Source organism: Paenibacillus sp. JJ-223 (genome assembly GCF_927798175.1).
GTDB classification, from domain to species: Bacteria; Bacillota; Bacilli; order Paenibacillales; family Paenibacillaceae; genus Paenibacillus; species Paenibacillus hubeiensis.
Genome location: NZ_CAKMMP010000016.1, coordinates 52,394 through 71,234, shown reverse-complemented (window position 1 = coordinate 71,234; position 18,841 = coordinate 52,394). Strand labels below are relative to the sequence as shown.

Annotated in this window: 17 protein-coding genes and 1 riboswitch; of the genes, 15 read left to right on the top strand and 2 right to left on the bottom strand. The window is 55.0% G+C overall.

Annotation, left to right across the window (positions count from 1 at the left end; translation table 11 throughout):
• Nucleotides 1-223 precede the first annotated feature (223 nt).
• From L6H98_RS24570 to L6H98_RS24560, 3 genes are all read left to right on the top strand, one after another.
• On the top strand, nt 224-1,108 hold the full coding sequence (locus tag L6H98_RS24570; RefSeq protein WP_236420323.1) for a sugar phosphate isomerase/epimerase family protein: 885 nt from the start codon (nt 224-226) through the stop codon (nt 1,106-1,108).
• A 4-nt stretch (nt 1,109-1,112) separates the two neighbouring features.
• The gene (locus L6H98_RS24565; RefSeq protein WP_236420322.1) at nt 1,113-1,985 is read left to right on the top strand and encodes a sugar phosphate isomerase/epimerase family protein; all 873 of its coding nucleotides are present in this window, start codon (nt 1,113-1,115) and stop codon (nt 1,983-1,985) included.
• Nucleotides 1,986-2,244: 259 nt separating this feature from the next.
• Nucleotides 2,245-2,673: a VOC family protein gene (locus tag L6H98_RS24560; RefSeq protein ID WP_236420321.1), complete on the top strand. Its 429-nt coding sequence runs from the start codon at nt 2,245-2,247 to the stop codon at nt 2,671-2,673.
• Nucleotides 2,674-2,836: 163 nt separating this feature from the next.
• Here the strand turns inward: L6H98_RS24560 and L6H98_RS24555 are convergent, their stop codons facing one another.
• Nucleotides 2,837-3,709, bottom strand: coding sequence for a hypothetical protein (locus L6H98_RS24555; protein ID WP_236420320.1), 873 nt, complete (start codon nt 3,707-3,709; stop codon nt 2,837-2,839).
• Nucleotides 3,710-3,918: 209 nt separating this feature from the next.
• Here L6H98_RS24555 and ytxJ point away from each other — a divergent pair, with 209 nt between their 5' ends.
• The 9 genes from ytxJ to L6H98_RS24515 all read left to right on the top strand — a co-directional run bounded on the left by ytxJ (nt 3,919) and on the right by L6H98_RS24515 (nt 14,180).
• Nucleotides 3,919-4,455, top strand: a complete 537-nt coding sequence (gene ytxJ, locus L6H98_RS24550; protein ID WP_236420319.1) for a bacillithiol system redox-active protein YtxJ — start codon at nt 3,919-3,921, stop codon at nt 4,453-4,455.
• Complete coding sequence (locus L6H98_RS24545; RefSeq protein ID WP_236420318.1) at nt 4,434-4,727, top strand: hypothetical protein; 294 nt, start codon at nt 4,434-4,436, stop codon at nt 4,725-4,727. Before ytxJ ends, L6H98_RS24545 begins: the two co-directional genes overlap by 22 nt.
• Nucleotides 4,728-4,750: 23 nt before the next feature.
• A complete protein-coding gene (locus tag L6H98_RS31435; RefSeq protein ID WP_356724286.1) occupies nt 4,751-4,828 on the top strand; it encodes a potassium-transporting ATPase subunit F in 78 nt (25 codons plus the stop codon).
• 40 nt (nt 4,829-4,868) lie between these two features.
• A complete protein-coding gene (gene kdpA, locus L6H98_RS24540) occupies nt 4,869-6,551 on the top strand; it encodes a potassium-transporting ATPase subunit KdpA (RefSeq protein WP_236420317.1) in 1,683 nt (560 codons plus the stop codon).
• 199 nt (nt 6,552-6,750) lie between these two features.
• A complete protein-coding gene (kdpB, locus tag L6H98_RS24535; RefSeq protein WP_236420416.1) occupies nt 6,751-8,772 on the top strand; it encodes a potassium-transporting ATPase subunit KdpB in 2,022 nt (673 codons plus the stop codon).
• Between the two features lie 42 nt (nt 8,773-8,814).
• Entirely contained in the window at nt 8,815-9,375 is a 561-nt protein-coding gene (gene kdpC, locus L6H98_RS24530) for a potassium-transporting ATPase subunit KdpC (protein ID WP_236420316.1), read from the top strand.
• Nucleotides 9,376-9,566: 191 nt separating this feature from the next.
• The gene (locus tag L6H98_RS24525; protein ID WP_236420315.1) at nt 9,567-11,879 is read left to right on the top strand and encodes a histidine kinase; all 2,313 of its coding nucleotides are present in this window, start codon (nt 9,567-9,569) and stop codon (nt 11,877-11,879) included.
• On the top strand, nt 11,866-13,485 hold the full coding sequence (locus L6H98_RS24520; RefSeq protein WP_236420314.1) for an ATP-binding protein: 1,620 nt from the start codon (nt 11,866-11,868) through the stop codon (nt 13,483-13,485). The genes L6H98_RS24525 and L6H98_RS24520 overlap by 14 nt, the downstream gene beginning before the upstream one ends.
• On the top strand, nt 13,482-14,180 hold the full coding sequence (locus L6H98_RS24515; protein ID WP_236420313.1) for a response regulator transcription factor: 699 nt from the start codon (nt 13,482-13,484) through the stop codon (nt 14,178-14,180). The genes L6H98_RS24520 and L6H98_RS24515 overlap by 4 nt, the downstream gene beginning before the upstream one ends.
• Nucleotides 14,181-14,261: 81 nt before the next feature.
• Here the strand turns inward: L6H98_RS24515 and L6H98_RS24510 are convergent, their stop codons facing one another.
• Nucleotides 14,262-15,563: an alpha-glucosidase/alpha-galactosidase gene (locus L6H98_RS24510; RefSeq protein ID WP_236420312.1), complete on the bottom strand. Its 1,302-nt coding sequence runs from the start codon at nt 15,561-15,563 to the stop codon at nt 14,262-14,264.
• Nucleotides 15,564-15,785: 222 nt separating this feature from the next.
• Between L6H98_RS24510 and L6H98_RS24505 the strand changes: the two genes are divergently transcribed.
• The 3 genes from L6H98_RS24505 (at nt 15,786) to nikC (ending at nt 18,833) form a co-directional block, all read left to right on the top strand.
• Nucleotides 15,786-16,634: an AraC family transcriptional regulator gene (locus L6H98_RS24505; RefSeq protein WP_236420311.1), complete on the top strand. Its 849-nt coding sequence runs from the start codon at nt 15,786-15,788 to the stop codon at nt 16,632-16,634.
• Between the two features lie 71 nt (nt 16,635-16,705).
• A riboswitch (cobalamin riboswitch) is annotated at nt 16,706-16,897 on the top strand.
• 113 nt (nt 16,898-17,010) lie between these two features.
• Nucleotides 17,011-18,000, top strand: coding sequence for a nickel ABC transporter permease (nikB, locus tag L6H98_RS24500; protein ID WP_236420310.1), 990 nt, complete (start codon nt 17,011-17,013; stop codon nt 17,998-18,000).
• Nucleotides 17,997-18,833, top strand: coding sequence for a nickel transporter permease (nikC, locus tag L6H98_RS24495; RefSeq protein WP_236420309.1), 837 nt, complete (start codon nt 17,997-17,999; stop codon nt 18,831-18,833). The genes nikB and nikC overlap by 4 nt, the downstream gene beginning before the upstream one ends.
• The last annotated feature ends 8 nt before the right edge of the window (nt 18,834-18,841 follow it).

Here is an 18,841-nt window from a genome sequence, read left to right as displayed (position 1 = left end):
CGAAGGGAGCGTTTTTTGGCCGAACATGACATATTCTTTTCGTGTGGGCAGCAGGTAAGCAGCCGGAAATCAAACGGGAAAAGATTAATGATGGAAAGCGGGCGTGTCGGCAGGAAAAACAGTCAGCTATGGCAAAAGGTAAGCTTGTAAGCCGCACAGCAGCAAAACGACATGAAAAGGTAAGTACCAATCTGGGAAGCCAACATAACAGGGAGGGTAACGCATGAAATTAACCAACAGCATCGGCGTCATCGTGGATAGCTTCGGCGTAGGCGTACGCGAGGGATTGGTCAAAGCCAAGTCGGCCGGAGCGGAGGGCGTGCAGATTTATGCGGTCAAAGGCGAGATGGACCCGGCGAACCTCACGCCGGCAGCCCGCAAGGAACTGAAGGATTACATCGCATCCCTCGGGCTGGAGATTTCGGCATTGGTCGGCGATTTGGGCGGGCACGGTTTTCAGGTGAAGGAAGACAATGCATGGAAAGTCGAAAAATCGAAGCGCATCGTCGATCTGGCCCTGGATCTGGGGACCAACATCGTGACCACGCACATCGGCATCGTTCCCCATGATCCGGCATCGGAAGTCTATCATACGCTTCACGCCGCTTGCGAAGAATTGGGGCAATATGCCAAAAGCGTAGGGGCCTATTTCGCCATCGAGACCGGGCCGGAGACGGCAGCCGATTTGAAGGGATTTCTGGACACCCTCTCGACCAACGGCGTATCCGTCAATTTCGACCCGGCCAACATGGTCATGGTCACAGGAGATGATCCGGTCCAAGGTGTGCATCTGTTGAAGGATTACATTGTGCATACGCATGTAAAGGATGGCGTTCGCCTGAAGGAAGTTGATCCGAGGGATGTTTACGGAGCCGTTGGTTATGCGCCGATGGACCATGACAAAATCGCGGAAATGGTATCATCGGGCGTCTTTTTCCGCGAGGTTCCGCTAGGTGAGGGAAGCGTTGATTTTACCGCTTATTTTGCAGCCCTTCAGGACATCGGGTACACCGGTTACCTGACCATCGAGCGCGAGGTTGGCGACCAGCCGGAGCAGGATATTCGCAAAGCGGTGGAGTTTATCCGAAAATACAGAGGAGAGGCGTAAGCATATGAAAATCGGCCTGAGTACCTACAGCCTGCTGAACGAGTTGAACGCAGGGAGCATGACGGTGCTGGACGTGATCGACTGGATTGCCGCAAATGGCGGCGAACACATGGAGATGGTTCCATACGGTTATACCGTGGAGGACAATCCGGAACTGGCTGACGCTATTCGGGAGCGTGCGGCTGCCGCAGGCATTGAGCTGTCCAATTATTCGATGCCCGCCAATTTCGTGCAGGAGACGGAGGAAGCCTTCGAGGAAGAGGTTGCCCGGGTGAAGCGTCACGTCGACGTGGTTCATCGGATGGGCGTGAAGCATATGCGGCACGACGTCACAGCGTTCAAGCTGCCGAAAGAGCACATGACGATTGCCTGGTTCGACCAGCATTTGCCGCTCATGGTGAAGGGCAGCCAGTTGATTGCCGATTATGCTGCAGGCTTCGGCATTACAACGACGATCGAAAACCATGGTTTCAGCGTGCAGGCGAGCGACAGGGTGCAGCGGGTGCTGCATGCCGTGGATCGGCCTAATTTCAAAACGACGCTGGACGTCGGCAACTTCCTGTGCGTGGACGAGGACCCGATTGTTGGAGTCATGAATAATCTTCCGTATGCTTCCCTCGTTCATTTCAAAGATTTCTATGTGCGTCCGTTCGACGAAAATCCGGGCGAAGGCGAATGGTTCACCACATCCCATGGCAATTACATGCGCGGGGCGATCGTGGGACAAGGCGATCTTCCGATCCGCAAAATCGTCAAACTGATCAAGGACTCCGGCTATGACGGAGCCGTTACCGTGGAATTCGAAGGCATGGAGGAGTGCAAAGCCGCGTCCAAAATCGCCATGGACAATTTGCGCCGGTTCTGGAACGAGGCGTAGACTACCGCCGTAACAGATCATAATCTTTATGTAATGCATGCACTTAGCCAGCCGTGCACCCTATCAGAACTGCTTCGCTTAACCGCGCGGGCAGTTCTTTTCGTTTTTGACGCGGAGCATAAACGTTAGGAATTAGGAACATCCTACCTTGTGGCCGACTCGAATTTCACTGCTTGTCAGGTGGACAAGCCTTGGTATATACTCTTGACGCAAGTGAATTGAGCCATATAATCCGTGAGTTTAAAGGAGCTGGAAACGAATGTCGATCAGTCTGAATGTGTACCTTGTAACCAATGGAACCGGACGCGAAGCAGTGGAACTGTATAAAGAAGCATTTGGTGCCGAAGTGCTGGATTTGAAAACATTTGGCGATATGCCGCCAAATCCCGAGCATCCGATTCCCGATGAGGCGAAGGACTGGGTCATGCATGCATCCTTGCAGATCGGCAGCTCCCTGCTCATGATTTCTGATACCCTTCCTGGCATGGAGCATACCGTGGGCAACCACATCACGGTCACCGTAAATACGGATACGGCCGAGGAAGCCCGCCGCATTTTCGACAAACTGAAAGAAGGCGGAACGGTCACCATGCCGGTACAGGAAACGTTCTGGAGCCCGGCCTACGGCCAGGTTACGGACAAGTTCGGCGTGGGATTCCAGATCAGCGCAAAGCCTGTCCAAGCTTAATTCGGTCTTTAATGTCCCCCGCTGCTGCTGGGCAGGGAAACAGTGAGAAAACAAATAAGCCTCCAAAGCAGCGCCCTGATAGGCGCTGTTTTCGGAGGCTTATTTGTCTTGTATGAATGTACGTCGATAGACGTATTATTTCCCATGTTGGCTGCTTTCGACCCTACTGTTTCTGAATTTTGGACGGATTGTTGATCTTGTAGGGCACGGGGTGTTTAGCCAGTTTCTTTTTGATGATTTTGGCGTCAAACGTCAGCGTATCACCGACTTCAAGGTCCAGCTTTTTGATCGTGGCGCTGTGGCTGGACCAGGCCTCGCCCACTTCGAGCATATCCGGTTCCAGAATCGCGACGGCTTCATAGATGATGACTTCGTCGTCATTGTCGGCAAAATGGTTTGGCACCGTCGTAAATTCCTTCACGACCGCGGTCATTTTGACCTTGCCTTCCGGCAAATCGAGTTTGGCTGCCTTGGCTTTGCTCGCGGTTTTGGCCTTTGGTTTGTCCTCCGATGCGGATGCCGATTGGGGAGACACGTATTCTTCGACCAGCCCGTCCGGATCGCCTGGCAGGCTGGCAGTGGATGCGATGGCTCTGTCAGTGGCGGAGGGCTGTTCTTCCGTGGCGGAAGAATTGTCCCCTGCCAAATCAGACGATTCTGCGTCCGAAACAAGTCCGTCATCGGATGAGGATTCGACGGAGCTTGTCTCGCTGCCGTCCACCACGCCTGGCGTGCCCGCTTTTTTGTCCGGCGCTGCAGCGAGCGTGCCTTTAAAGCCCGAGGCCTGCATTTCCTTGAGATAAGCGGGATGAATGCAGTGTTTCTGGTCGTTGTCCAGCTGAATGACTGCGGCCATGTGATCCACGAAACCAATGATGGTGCAAGGGACGTTCAGACCATTCCCTTTATAATAAAATGTTTTGAGCTTAGTCGCCTTGTCCGACAGCAGCCCCCACTCTTGGCACTTTTCGATGCGTTCTTCATCCGTGTGCAGCGGGGTATAAAAATCCGGCTCAATCATGAATGCATATGTCATCAAGAAAATCTCCTTTTCCCGTTCAATTCTATCCCTTTTCAGCGTATCCAAATTACAAATAGTGTAACACAAAAACAGGGGGTGAGATGAGTAATTGCCCCCGTTTTTCATAGGCCTATGATATAATTTCTGGAAAGAGGACGAATGACTGCGGAGGATGCCTTCTAAGAGATCGGCGCTCCGATAACGTTGGGGGAAGGATGATCTTCGTGGATAAACAGGTGAACCATCAGGCGTTATGGCTCAGCATAGGTGTTGCCATCGGGGCCTGTATTGGCGTCGTCACAGATCAGATCGCGCTCGGCGTCGCCTTTGGGGCAGCGCTCGGCATATTCGTTGGTTCAATCGTGAGCAAGCGTGCTCTTGCCGATTCGGAGCGTCTGCTCAGCGGGCAGATTGCGGAGATATATAAAACAGACGATTGGGAGGAGGCACTCCGCCGTTCAGATGACCACCCTGTGCTCATCCTTAAGCATAGTACAACTTGTCCCGTCAGCGCGCGTGCGTATCGGGAATTTGCCGCTTTTGTCAGCGCGAATGCCGCCAATCCGGTACAGAATATGGAGTATCGGATGGTGGATGTGATCGAAAGTCGTCCGTTGTCCCGCCGGATCGCTGAAGAAACGGAGATTCGCCATGAATCGCCGCAGGTATTGCTGCTCAGCGAGGGCAAGGTTCTCCATCACGCTTCCCATTCGAAGATCACCAAGAAGAAGCTGTTGCAGTGGGCGCAAGAACCGTTTTGAGCAACGAAAAATCGACCTTAAACATGAACCTGTTCGTTATTCAGCTGGGTTGCAGCTGGAGTGAAGGGTTCTTTTTTTGCATTTTTACGCTTTTTTTACGCGCTGCCGGTCCAATCTTTACCCCATTTTTACACGGTTCCGTATTAAAATTTCAATGCGAGCAGGAGAAAAAGGAGGAAATCCGGATGGTGAACGACGTCACGATGATTGCGTTGACGGTGCTGATGTTTGCACTATTTTGGGGATTTATGAATTTTTGTGAGAAGGCATAGGGGAAGAAAGGGAGGGACCGGATATGGTCGTTGTAGGTTCGATCGCGCTGGCACTGATGGTGTATCTGGGCTATGTGCTGGCGAAGCCGGAGAAGTTCTGATGGCAGGTGTTGCAAGTGCGAATTGGGGAGGACACATGGAATGAGTACAGGTTGGTTGCAAGTGGCAGTCACGCTGCTGATCATCATCCTGCTGGTGAAACCGATGGGGAGTTATCTGGTAAAGGTGTTTGGCGGGCAAAGGACATGGCTTGACCGGATCTTTGGCGTTCCGGAGCGTTTGTTATACAAGGCGATGGGGGTACGGGAAGATGAAACGATGGGGTGGAAAAAATACCTGTCGGCCGTTCTCCTTTCCAATATGGTTATGCTGATCCTGATGTTTCTGGTGTTGCGGCTGCAAAAGTGGCTGCCGCTCAATCCGGACGGGATCGACAACATGCCTGCGGCACAGGCATTTAACACAGCAGTTTCTTTTATGACCAACACCAACTGGCAGTCGTATACGGGCGAAAATGCTCTATCGTATCTGTCGCAAATGTTGGCCGTGACGTTTCCGATGTTCACGTCAGCTGCAACCGGCTTTGCCGTGGCGATTGCGTTCATACGCGGCTTGGTAGGCCGCAAGAATGAACTGGGAAACTTTTATGTGGACATGGTGCGTGCCATTACGAGAGTGTTTTTGCCGCTGAGCGTGCTCGTTGCGCTGTTTCTCGTATTTCAGGGTGTACCGCAGACGTTGGCCGGAGCTGTCCGTGCAGCGACGCTGGACGGGGGCGAACAGACGATTACGCGGGGACTGGTGGCTTCACTGGAATCCATCAAACACCTGGGTACGAACGGGGGAGGATGGTTCGGAACCAATGCGGCTCACCCGTTCGAGACACCGACAGCTTTGGCCAATCTGGTGCACATCGTCTGTATGATGCTGCTGCCAACGGCACTGGTGTACGCTTTCGGCATCATGGCGAACAACAAGAAGCAAGGATGGGCTTTATTCGCCGTGATGAGCGCACTGTTTCTTGTTATGTTGACGACGGTATTCGTATCCGAATATCGCGGCGTGCCTGCACTTGAGGCAGCGGGCATCCAAGGAAACATGGAGGGCAAGGAAGTGCGGCTCGGCATTTCCGAATCGGCGCTGTTCACCGCAGTTACGACGGCGGCGACGACGGGCTCAGTCAACAATATGCACGAATCGTTGACACCGCTTGGAGGCATGGTCCCCATGGCCCAGATGATGCTGAACAACGTGTTCGGCGGCAAAGGCGTAGGGCTTCTAAACGGTCTGCTGTATGTGATCTTGGCCGTGTTCATCTGCGGTTTGATGGTTGGCCGGACGCCCGAATTTCTCGGCAAAAAGATTGAAGCGAAGGAAATCAAGCTGGCATCCATTGCATTGCTGATTCATCCGCTGATCATTCTGGCTCCTACGGCGCTGGCTTTCCTGAGCCCTGACGCCATGGCGTCCATTTCCAACGGTGGGATGCATGGAATCAGCGAGGTGTTGTACGCATTTGCTTCGGGAGCGGCCAATAACGGTTCCGCGTTTGCCGGGCTGAATGCGAATACGGACTTTTATAATATCGGCATCGGCGTAGTGATGCTGCTGGGAAGATACGTTTCCATGATTGCGCTGCTTGCCATTGCCGGATCGCTTGCCACCAAACGGATTGTTCCGATAACAACGGGTACACTGCGCACAAATACACCGATGTTTGCCGGCGTTCTGGTGGTCGTCATTGTGGTCATTGGAGCCTTGACGTTTTTCCCGGCATTGGCGCTGGGGCCGATCGCAGAGCATTTGGCTATGTCGGTCGGATAGCGTTCGCCTGTTTTAATAACATGACGTTGCGCGAGGGACAACGAAATGAAATAGGAAGTTATAACCTGCGAAGATAGTGAATCCATGAAAGAGGGAGCCCACAATGGAAGGAATGAACAACGAGCAGCTTGCGGCAGGTGCCGTAAGAGGAGAGAACGGCCATCTTCAGCCCGGGAACACCGGGAAGCCGGGACGGTTAATGAACAAGGAAATTATGCTACGGGCAATGATTGATGCATTCCGGAAACTGAATCCGGTGGCGATGATCAAAAACCCGGTCATGTTCATCGTCGAAGTAGGCACCTTGATTACGCTACTGTTATGTATCAAGCCCGATTTGTTTGCGGCAGCGGCCGAGGGAGGGCGGGCGTACAACATGGCGGTATTTCTGATCCTGCTGTTTACGCTGTTGTTTGCCAACTTCGCCGAAGCCCTCGCCGAGGGCAGAGGCAAGGCGCAGGCAGATACGCTGCGCAAAACGAAGTCTGATACAACGGCCAGACTGGTGCAGAAAGACGGCACGACGCTTCAGGTTTCCTCGACCAAGTTGAAAAAAGGCGATGTCGTTCGCGTAGAAACAGGCGAAATGATACCGACCGACGGCGAGATTATTGAAGGGCTCGCGTCGATTGATGAATCGGCGATCACGGGAGAATCGGCGCCTGTCATTAAGGAAGCGGGCGGCGATTTCTCTTCGGTCACGGGCGGCACGCGTGTGGCTTCGGACTATATTGTCATGCGGGTGCAGACCGATCCGGGAGAATCCTTCCTCGACCGCATGATCTCGCTGGTGGAAGGCGCACAGCGCCAGAAGACGCCGAATGAGATCGCGTTGACTACCCTGCTTGCGGTGCTGACGATGATTTTCCTGATCGTCATTATGACAATGTTTCCGATGGCCGATTATCTGGGCATCCATCTTGACGTAGCGACGCTGATCGCACTGCTGGTCTGCCTGATTCCAACGACGATTGGCGGGCTGCTCTCGGCTATCGGCATTGCGGGCATGGACCGCGTCACCCAGTACAACGTGCTTGCCATGTCAGGGAAAGCGGTGGAAGCCGCAGGAGACATCGATACGCTGATTCTGGACAAAACGGGAACGATCACCTATGGCAACCGGATGGCATCCGAATTCGTGCCCGTACAGGGCGTAACCGTGCAAGAGATGACCCGAGCGGCGCTGCGGGCTTCCGTGCGGGACGAGACACCGGAGGGGCGCTCTGTGGTTGAGTTGGCGGGCCGCCAGGGCGAACAGTGGAACGAGGCCGAGTATGCTGCGGCCGAAAGCGTAGAGTTCACCGCAGAGACGCGTATGTCGGGGCTCAACATGGCTGATGGACAGCAAATTCGCAAAGGAGCAGTCGATGCTATTAAACGCCATGTCGCGGCTCACGGCGGACGGGTGCCTGGCGATCTGGACGATATCGCAAGCCGGATTGCCAAAGCAGGCGGCACGCCGCTTGCCGTGGCCATCAATGACCGGATTTACGGTGTCATCTATTTGAAAGATACAGTGAAGCCGGGACTTAAAGAGAAGTTCGAGGAAATGCGCTCCATGGGCATCAAAACGATCATGTGCACGGGGGATAACCCGCTGACGGCTGCTACGATTGCGCTGGAAGCCGGTGTTGACGATTTTATCGCCGAAGCGAAACCGGAGGACAAAATCCGTGCCATTCAAAAGGAACAGCAGGAAGGCAAGCTCGTCGCCATGACAGGAGACGGAACCAACGACGCCCCTGCTCTCGCTCAAGCGGATGTGGGCCTGGCGATGAATTCGGGGACGATGGCGGCGAAGGAAGCTGCCAACATGATCGACCTCGACTCCGATCCGACAAAGCTGTTGTCCGTCGTATCCATCGGGAAGCAGCTGCTGATCACCCGGGGGGCGCTGACCACGTTCTCGATTTCGAATGATATTGCCAAGTATTTCGCCATCATTCCGGCGATGTTCATTGCCGCTATGCCTCAGTTGCAGGCGCTGAACATTATGAACCTGGCTTCGCCGCAGTCGGCAATCCTGTCGGCGCTCATATTTAACGCCGTCATTATTCCGCTGCTCATTCCGATCGCCATGCGCGGCGTGAAATATCGCGCCATGTCGGCCGACCGGCTGCTTGGCCGCAACCTTTTGCTCTATGGCATCGGTGGCGTCATCGTACCATTCATCGGCATCAAGCTGATCGACCTGGTGTTGTCGGGACTGAATTTTGTATAAGAGTAGAGCTGGAACCATTACACGTTTGGGATGTGAAACACGATGAAAATGACAGTGATCGCCCTTCGACTGTCTTTAGTTTTAATGTTGTTATGCGGTGTCATTTACCCACTTGCAACGACAGCCGTTGCACAGCTGCTATTTCCGGCTCAGGCGAACGGCAGCCTGATTACGCAGCAGGGTAAGGTGATCGGTTCCTCGTTGCTGGCACAGAAAGTGGCCTCGCCGGGTTTGTTCCAGCCAAGGGCATCGGGTGCCGGATACGACGCTGCCGCTTCAGCTGGCTCCAACCGGGCTGTTGCATCAGAGGAGTATGCGGACGAGATGATGACCAAGATTGCGGAGATCAAGCAAGAAAATCCGGCACTCCAAACGGTTCCCGCCGATCTGGTGACCGGTTCAGGTTCAGGACTTGACCCCGATCTTTCTGCGGAAGCGGCCAAAGCCCAAATCCCCCGGATCAGCCAAGCTACCGGACTGGACGAACAGCGGCTGAATCAACTGGTGAACGCGCAAATTCGAGGACGGCAGTGGGGTCTGTTCGGGGAGCCGAGGGTCAACGTGACCGAATTGAACCTGGCCCTCTTGGCGGAGATGAAATAATCCGGAATTGAAACGGATTGGAATAGAGCCGCCACAGTCTCTGAACAGGCTGGATATACATGCCTTCTCCTGGCGCGAGCCGGTGGGAGGCTTCTCCGTTTTTTGGCCAAATTGCATCACAGACTTGAAGGGTGGGGGTGAGCCTATTGGACGAAAGCTTCAAGCGTCGATCTCCGGAGGATATTCTAAGGATGATCCACAAGTTACAGCAGGGCACGTTGAAAATTTACATCGGTCCGGTGAGCGGCTCGGGGAAGACGTATCATATGCTCAGGGAAGGCAACATGCTTCGCGAGCAGGGAGTGGATGTCGTCATTTGTGCCGTTTCGACGATGCAGCGCCCAGAGACGGAGGAGCAGCTGGGGGCGCTGGAACGCATCCCGAGCATTCACTGGCTGCGTGAACGGGACGGTGCAGTGATGAAAGATCTCCATTTGGAAGCTTTGCTGGAGCGTAATCCTGAAGTGGTGCTCGTGGACGGACTCGCTCATCGCAATCGGCGCGGTGCTCGCCACGCCACGCGGCTGGAGGACATCCGCTGGCTGCTGCAGCATAACATCAGCGTGATTACGACCGTCAATGTATATGAGCTGGAGGGATATACCAAGCTCGCCCGCCAATTGACGGGGGTGTCCGTGGAACATACGGTGCCAGACGACACGCTGGAACTGGCCGATGAGGTGAAGCTGATCGACGTGACGCCAGAGGCGATATTAAACAGGCTTGCCGAAGGGCATCTGAGGGGCCATGAGAACCATGCTGTATTTCACCACGGCAACTTGGGCATTTTGCGTGAATTAGCGCTGCGTCTTATGGCCGAAGAGGTGAACGAATCGCTGCGCGAACATCAGGAGGAGACGGGTACCCCTGTCATGACAGGCAGCATGGAGCGCATTTTGGTATCCAGCCAGTATCACTGGAACGGTTCCATCTATATCCGACGGGGGCAGCAGATTGCCAAGCGGTTGAACGGAGAGTTGTACGCCGTCACATTTCGCATGGGGAAGCAGCCGCTCACCAAGGAGGCCGCGGCCTTTCGGCGGAACATGGTCAAGCTGGTGGAAAAGTTCGGAGGCCGGTTCGAGGAACTGCGCGCTCTGCATCGGAGGCATATTCCGTCCGTGCTGGCGCGTTATGCGACAAGGCATCGCATCACCCGGATCGTGATGGGTCACTCGCGCCAGAGCCGCATGCAGGAGCTCTGGCAGGGATCGTTCGTGAACTCATTGCTGCGCAAGGTGCAAGGCGTCGATCTGTTCCTTCTGGCCGATACTGCCCGAAGGGATGGCGAGCGCGTGCTTCCTGCCCGGCTGGCTGATGCGGATGCCCGAACGTATCGCAGATTGACCGATACGGAAATGAAGGCACAGATCGGGCAAATCCGTCGCGGCAAGTTTAAGGTGTATATCGGGGCCGCTCCCGGCGTAGGCAAAACCTACATGATGCTGCGGGAAGGCAATGACCTGCTGCGCAAAGGCATCGACGTACGCATCGGTCTGCTGGAGACGCATGGCCGGGCGGAGACGTTGGGGCAGATCGGCCAGCTTCCGCTCATACCACGTTTAAAGCTCAAATATCAAGGTGCCGAGCTGGAAGAAATGGACACGGTCGCAATCCTCCGCCTGTGCCCGGAAGTGGTGCTCGTGGATGAACTGGCGCATACCAACGTGCCTGGCAGCCGGAACAAAAAGCGGTACGAGGACGTGATCCGGCTATTAAACGCAGGTATCTCTGTCATTACGACCGTCAACGTGCAGCATCTGGAAAGCCTGAACGATGCGGTGGAGCATATCACAGGCATCCGGGTGCGGGAGACGGTGCCTGATCGGATCATGCAAATGGCCGATGAGGTACAGCTGATCGACGTTGCGCCCGAGGCCTTGCGGCAGCGCATGCGGGAAGGTAAAATCTATGCAGCAGCCAAGGTGGAACAGGCGCTGAATCATTTTTTTCGCGTGGGCAACCTGATTGCCCTGCGGGAATTGGCTTTGCGCGAGCTGGCCGACGACGTAGACGAACGGCTGGAGTCGGCAGGACGGGGAATTGCCCTGCGGGGCCCTTGGCGGCGGCAGGAAGTCGTTTTTGTATGCGTTAGCGTCGGCGCGCATGCCGAATTGCTGATTCGGCGCGGATTTCGTACGGCATATCGGTTAAAGGCCGCCTGGCACGTACATCATGTACAGGTAGGCCGTACGGCGAAAGAACAGGCGGGCCGGCTTGAAGCGTTGGAGCAGCTGACAGTCAGGCTGGGAGGCCGGTTTCATGTGCATTCGGCAGACCGTCTGCGGGATGTGCCGATGATATTGGCGAACAAGGCTGCCGAGGCCAAGGCGACGCAGCTGGTCGTTGGGCAGGCCCGGCTCGGTTGGCATTTCAACCGGTATCAGGGGACCGGATCGCTGGTTAGCCGGCTTATCCGGTTGTCCAGACACATGGATGTGCTCATTGTGGCCGATTACGATCATGAAGCGGGTGAGGTGTCGGCGAATCGTGCAGGAACATAATAGGGATCACCAGCATGAAGCACGGCTGGAAAAACAAAAGCTGCCCCATATATGGGGCAGCGTGTCGGCATATGCGTGGGTAACGATCGCCATCGCGTTGCTGACCGCGTTGATCGACTGGATCGGGTTAAGCCGGGATATGGTCAACGCCGCGCTAGTCTACCTGTTTCCCGTATTGGTCAGCGCGGTCTATTGGGGACTTGGACCGGCAATATATGCGGCCAGCCTGGGCGCGGCTGCATTCGACCTGTTTTTTATCCCGCCTTATTTCAGCTTCAAGGTGCAAGATTTAAGATACATTCTTTCCTTTGCCGTATATTTGGCGGTGGCCATCCTTACGGCTACCCTGTCGGGCAAGCTCCGGCAGCAGTTGGAGACCGTAAGGCAGCGTGAAGCGACCACCAGTCTTCTCTATGGCTTGAGCCGTCAGATTACTGCCATATCGGATATGGAAACATTGCTATCCAGCATCGCTCGGCAGGTGTCGCAGATGCTGAACGCCCCGGCGGCACTCTATCTTCCTGATGCGGAAGGGGAATTGCAGGCGTCGTCTTCGCCTGCAAGACCTGGAGAACCTGAATGGGGAACCAGTGAATCGGAGCTGGCCATCGCCAGATGGGTGCATGTTCACGGGCAGATGGCTGGCAGGGGATCTTCGAGCTTGCGGGAAGCCTCCGGAACCTATGTGCCGCTGCGCACGGAAGAACAGGTACATGGCGTGCTTGCGGTGAACATGGAACTGCCCGATCCCGGCAGTTTGCCGGAAAGACGCCGTTTGCTGGAAGCCTGTGCTGATCTGGCAGCAAGCGCGATTGCCCGAGTGAAGCTGGCGGAGGAGGCGCGTTTGGCCCAGATGACGGCCGAGTCGGAGCGCATTCGCACCGCCCTGCTCGATTCGGTGTCGCATGAGCTGCGTACGCCGCTCGCGGCCATTATGGGATCATCCACTGGCCTGCTGGAAAATGAGGAGCTTTTTACTGCCGAAGATCGGCGCGAACTGACGGCCAACATTCGGGATGCGGCGATACGCATGAACCGGCTGGTGACGAACCTGCTCGAGATGGTCAAGCTGGAAAGCGGCATGCTTCAGCTCAGGCGTAACATGTGCGACGTGGGCGATATGTTAAGCGTAGTGTTGGCGCAGGTGCAGCAGTATAAGCAGCAGCGGATAATCCGATTGGAGCTGCCCGATCAGCCGCCATTCGTTTCCGGCGATGAAGTTTTGCTGGAACAAATGCTGGTCAACGTACTCAGCAATGCGATCAAATACTCGCCGAATCCCAGCGAGATCGTCATCTCGGTCGCGATGGATGCCGGGGAGGGTTGGCTGGTCATTACCGTGGCCGATCAAGGTCCAGGCATTCCGAAAGCGGAACGCGAGCGGGTGTTCGAGAAATTTTACCGTTCGGATTCCACGAAGCACGTCACCGGAAGCGGTCTCGGGCTGGCTATTTGCAGAGGCATCGTCGAGGTGCATGGCGGCACGATTGCGGCGGAAGCCAATCCGGACGGCGGCACGCGCATGGTCATCCGTTTGCCGATGGATGCGGCAGACACGGGATTTCTCGGGACGGGAAAAGAAGAGGGACAGGAGGAATGCACATGACGGCATCGCAAGGTGCACGCATCTTGGTCGTGGATGACGAATCGCAAATTCGTAAACTGTTAAAGGTGACGCTTCAAGCGCATCAATTCGAAATCCATGAATGCATGGATGGGGAAGAAGCCGTCGCTCAAGCCGGAATCATGCATCCCGACTTGGTTGTGCTTGATCTAGGCTTGCCTGGCATGTCTGGAATGGATGTGCTGAAGCGGATTCGTGAGTGGTCGCAGGTTCCGATCATCGTGCTGACGGCCAAGGACCGGGAGGAAGATAAAATCGCCGCATTGGATGGCGGTGCCGACGATTACGTGACAAAACCCTTCGGCATGGGCGAACTGGTCGCCCGCATCCGGGTTGCGCTTCGCCATGCAGCCAAATCGGCCGACGAACCCGTATTGCGCTGCGGCGCTTTGACCATTGACCTTGCCCAAAGGCAGGTGGAGTTGGAGGGCATGCCCATCAAGCTGACCCCGACCGAGTACGACATGCTGAAGGTGCTTGCCTCCAATGCAGGCAAAATCGTGACCCAGCGCCAATTGCTGCAGCAGGTGTGGGGCAGTCATCACAACGAATCGGACAGCCATTATTTACGGGTATATATAGGACATTTGCGCAAAAAATTAAACGAAGATCCTGCTCAGCCGCGATTCATCCAGACTGAACCAGGCATCGGATATCGATTTTTAATGCAAGACTAATGCCACTAGCAATAAAAAAGAACAAACGCCATTCCCGTACGATCCGAGAATGGCGTTTATCGCGTTACCACTATTGTAATGTTAAGACGTAAATTTCGGCAGCCAGTCGCCGTGAGCTTCGATCAGCTCGTCGCACAGGGAAACGATGTCGTCGATGGAAAGCTCGGCCGACGTATGCGGATCAAGCATCGCTGCATGGTAGATGTGATCCTTTTTGCCTGTGATGGCAGCTTCGATGGTGAGCAGTTGGGTGTTGATGTTGGTGCGGTTCAGCGCAGCCAGCTGCGGTGGCAGGTCGCCGATGTACGTCGGAGTGATGCCCGATCCGTCGACTAGACACGGTACCTCGACACAGGCTTCGCGCGGCAGGTTGGTGATGAGTCCGGTGTTCATGACATTGCCGCCGATTTTATAAGGACGGTTCGTCTCCATGGCCTCCATGATATGGGAGGCGTACTCCCGGCTGCGGGTATGCTCGATGTTTTCGCTGGCGAACAGCTTCTCGCGCATTTCTTTCCAGCCTTCGATCTGATTGACGCAGCGGCGCGGATATTCGTCCAGCGGAATGTTGAAGCGCTCGATCAGTTCGGGGTAATTCTTTTTGATGAAATACGGATGATACTCGGCATTGTGTTCGGAAGATTCAGTCACATAATAGCCGAAGCGATGCATCAACTCGAAGCGCACCATGTCGTCGTGCTTCTCCTGTTGTTTGATGCGGGCAAGGCGTTTGATTTCCGGATACAGATCCTGTCCGTCCCGCGTGACTTCAAGCAGCCAGGCCATATGGTTGATGCCCGCAATTTTAGCGACAACACCGGTCTGATCGATCCCGAGGGCGTCGAAGAGATGCGGTACGCACACTTGCACGCTGTGGCAGAGGCCGACCGTTTTCACGCCGCCATGCACGCTCATGACATTGGTCAGCACCGCCATCGGATTCGTGTAGTTCAGGAACCAGGCATCCGGGCAGACTTCCTGGATATCCCGGGCGAAATCCAGCATGACCGGAATGGTCCGCAAGTTGCGGAAAATGCCGCCGATGCCGAGCGTATCCGCAATCGTCTGGCGCAGGCCGTATTTTTTCGGAATTTCGAAGTCGGTGATCGTGCACGGATCGTATCCGCCCACCTGGATGGCATTAATGACGTATTTGGCTCCGCGCAGCGCTTCCTTGCGATCGGAATAGGTTTGCACCTTGCAGCCGCTGCCAAGCGAACGTGCCATGCTGACCAGCAGCCGTTCGGAATCGCGCAGCCGCTCGGCATCGATATCGAACAGTGCCAGTTCAAAATCTTGCAGCGCTTCGGTCATCATGACGTCGCCGAGGACGTTTTTTACAAACACGGTGCTTCCCGCACCGAGAAAAGTAATTTTGTTCATTTCAGGCTCAGCCTCCCTGGTAGATTGGTGTACCTCCACTATAGGGCGATTTGGCACGTTTCACTATGGCGCAACCTCACGTAAACATGGCATAATCCCATTTTTGCATTCGTTTACATTGCGATATGGCCCGGTTTGCCTGTTATAATTTTGATAAAACTTGAAGAAGTGAGTCGTGGGTGCAAACGTTGGCGGCTCTCCAAACAGAAGGAAGGGACAGACGTGAGCAGAATCGAAATGAATGTGGTGCCGATGGATTGGACGCAGATGGAATTGGTCATGCTTTTTTTCGGGTGGGAGGACTGTGAGCCTTTGCATTACTGGGGGCCGGGTGTGCGTGACAGCTACATTATCCATTACGTTCACAAGGGACGCGGCAAGGTGCTGATGAACGATCGGCAGCATATGTTAACCAAGGGACAAGGTTTTCTCATTCTCCCCGACACGATCGTGCATTATGAAGCCGACGAGGCGGACCCATGGACGTATTCGTGGTTTGGCTTCAAAGGCGTGCAGGCCAAAGCGTTCATGCAGCGCGCGCAGTTGAATTCCGATCATCCGGTGTTTCGGGCAAGGAACGAGGCGGCGCTGGACGGATTGTATCAGGAAATGGTTCAGGTGTCCGGCCGCTCGGGCGCGGACGTGTTTACTCAAAGCTTGTTGTATCGCCTCATAGCCGAGCTGATTGCTTCTTCACCGGAAGAGGAGGGCAAGCGGCAGCCTTCTTCTACCAAAGAAGAGTACATACGACAGGCGGTGAGATACATGGAGAACCGATATAGCCAAAAAACGAGCGTTCTCGACATCGCGCAGGCCGTAGGACTGGATCGCACGTACCTGTCGGGGCTGTTTAAGGAAAAGTACGGCAAGCCGCTGCAATCTTTTTTTCTGGAATACCGGATGAATCGCGCCGCCGAGCTGCTGCAGAGTCCGATGCTGTCCATTAGCGAGGTGGCACATTCGGTGGGATATACGGACCCGCTATTGTTCTCCAAAATGTTCAAAAAGGTCACCGGCATGTCTCCGAAGGGAGCCAGAACCAAGTCCGCTGAAACGAGTGATACACGATAGAATAAGTCCCTTAAATTTGAAGAAAAAGCTATGATCTTGCCTACCTGCCAGTTATACTGGAACACATACCAATCGAATAGATGGAACTGGGTGCTGTACCCGATCGGGTACAAGCTTAATAGGGAAGCCGGTGAAATGCCGGCGCGGTCCCGCCACTGTAACAGGGGAATCAGGCAGCGATAAGCCACTGGCCATAGCCGGGAAGGCGCTGCAACGATGTTGATCCTGAAGCCAGGAGACCTGCCCGGTTTGACAACACAGCAACAGCCTACGGGAGATAGGAAGGTGTTTTGAATTAGCGCGATTTTTGTATGGGAATCGGTTTATTTGAGGCGTCCTTATCCGGGAATATACGGGAGAGGGATGCCTTTTTTGCATGGCAGAGATCGGGTTTGCTGTGAATCGAAGCAGAGAGGACGGCTGGCTTTTGGGCAAATACATCGGTAAAAGAATACTTCAGCTGGCAGCCGTTCTGTTCGGCATCACCTTCCTGACCTTTCTCCTGACCTACCTGTCGCCGGGAGACCCGGCCAGGCTGATGCTCATGGCTACGGGCGTGACGCCATCCGAGGAGCTGGTTGAGCAGGTGCGGGCAGAATTGGGACTGGACAAGCCCTTTTGGGTGAGGTACGGCCTATGGCTTGGACAAGTCGGGACAGGAGATTTCGGTACGTCGTACAAATACGGACGGCCCGTGTTCGACGTGCTGATGTCACGTTTGCCGGCGACGCTGCGTTTGACAGGCGGTGCCATGCTTCTTGTAGTCGTTGTTTCGTTTCCGCTCGGCATCCTGTCGGCCATCCATAGAAATAAAGTGCTGGATCTCATCATTCGCCTGTTCTCCTTCGCAGGGTTGTCCATGCCAAGCTTCTGGCTGGGCATGCTGCTTATGCTCTGGTTCGGCGTGCATCTGAAGCTGTTTCCCGTCACGGGCAGCTCGGGTCTGCATAGTCTCGTATTGCCTGCATTAACGCTGGCACTGCCTTTGATCGCTCAGTACAGCAGGCAAATCCGCGCCGTCATTCTGGAGGAACATTCCCAGAACTACGTAGACGGAGCCAGAGCCAGAGGCATGAAGGAAGGAACAATCATGATCCGGCATATTCTTCCGAACGCGATGCTTCCGGTCATTACTTTATTAGGCATGTCGACCGGGGCACTGCTCGGCGGGGCCGCAATCGTAGAGAGCTTGTTCGTGTGGCCGGGCGTGGGCCAGATGGCGGTGGAAGCGATCTTTTCACGGGATTATCCGCTCATTCAGGGTTATGTGATCTGGATGGCTACGATGTATGTCGTGTTGAATCTGTTGGTCGATGTATGGACCCATCTGCGAGACCCGCGGATCCGATTGGATGTGGATGTATGATGAGGACATTCCGGCTTACGTTGTCGCAGCATCGTTGGTTCGCCGTGGTGCTCGCGTTGACGGCGTGTTGGATCGTGCTCGCCATGATCGCCCCCCTGTTTGCGCCGCATGATCCGCTGGCCACCAACTTCGGCATGGTGCTGCAACCAGCCAGCCCCGAGTATCCGCTCGGGACAGACCAATTGGGACGATGCATTCTGTCCCGTATCCTGTATGGGGCACGCACGTCGCTGCTGCTGACCTTCATGATGATCGGCATCGTGTTCGGGATCGGCGTAGGCATCGGCATCATTGCCGGTTATGCGCGCGGCATCGTGGATTCGCTGTTGATGCGGCTGGCCGATACGATGATGGCTTTTCCCGGAATCATTTTCGCCATCGCCGTCGTCGGCATGTTGGGTCCGGGTCTGCTTCATACGGTCATCGCGCTGTCGGTGGTCTGGTGGGCCAAATATGCGCGCATGGCGAGAAGTTTGGTCATATCGCTGCGACAAAAGGAATATGTCGCCGCCGCCGCTTTCAGCGGGGCGCGTCGTACCCGAATCGTTTGGGGCACCGTTCTGCCGAACATGCTGTCACCGTTAATCGTGATGGCCATGATGGATGTGGGCGGCATGATGCTCTCCATATCCGGCTTGTCCTTCCTGGGGCTTGGAGCGCAGCCGCCGGAACCGGAGTGGGGAGCCATGCTGAACGAAGGCCGGAGATACCTGCAGACGGCCCCATGGCTATTGCTGTATCCGGGCCTGGCGATATTTTGTACGGTCATGATTTTTAATTTGTTGGGCGACAGCCTCAGGGATGTGCTGGACCCTCGAAAAAACGCAGCTTGACTGGAGGA

Coding starts and splice junctions, on each gene's coding strand:
- L6H98_RS24525 (WP_236420315.1), top strand. CDS start 9,567: ATGATCCACAAGTTACAGCAGGGCACGTTGAAAATTTACATCGGTCCG.
- L6H98_RS31435 (WP_356724286.1), top strand. CDS start 4,751: ATGGTCGTTGTAGGTTCGATCGCGCTGGCACTGATGGTGTATCTGGGC.
- kdpB (WP_236420416.1), top strand. CDS start 6,751: ATGAACAAGGAAATTATGCTACGGGCAATGATTGATGCATTCCGGAAA.
- L6H98_RS24555 (WP_236420320.1), bottom strand. CDS start 3,709: ATGACATATGCATTCATGATTGAGCCGGATTTTTATACCCCGCTGCAC.
- nikC (WP_236420309.1), top strand. CDS start 17,997: ATGATGAGGACATTCCGGCTTACGTTGTCGCAGCATCGTTGGTTCGCC.
- L6H98_RS24565 (WP_236420322.1), top strand. CDS start 1,113: ATGAAAATCGGCCTGAGTACCTACAGCCTGCTGAACGAGTTGAACGCA.
- kdpA (WP_236420317.1), top strand. CDS start 4,869: ATGAGTACAGGTTGGTTGCAAGTGGCAGTCACGCTGCTGATCATCATC.
- kdpC (WP_236420316.1), top strand. CDS start 8,815: ATGAAAATGACAGTGATCGCCCTTCGACTGTCTTTAGTTTTAATGTTG.
- nikB (WP_236420310.1), top strand. CDS start 17,011: ATGGCAGAGATCGGGTTTGCTGTGAATCGAAGCAGAGAGGACGGCTGG.
- L6H98_RS24570 (WP_236420323.1), top strand. CDS start 224: ATGAAATTAACCAACAGCATCGGCGTCATCGTGGATAGCTTCGGCGTA.
- L6H98_RS24515 (WP_236420313.1), top strand. CDS start 13,482: ATGACGGCATCGCAAGGTGCACGCATCTTGGTCGTGGATGACGAATCG.
- L6H98_RS24510 (WP_236420312.1), bottom strand. CDS start 15,563: ATGAACAAAATTACTTTTCTCGGTGCGGGAAGCACCGTGTTTGTAAAA.
- L6H98_RS24560 (WP_236420321.1), top strand. CDS start 2,245: ATGTCGATCAGTCTGAATGTGTACCTTGTAACCAATGGAACCGGACGC.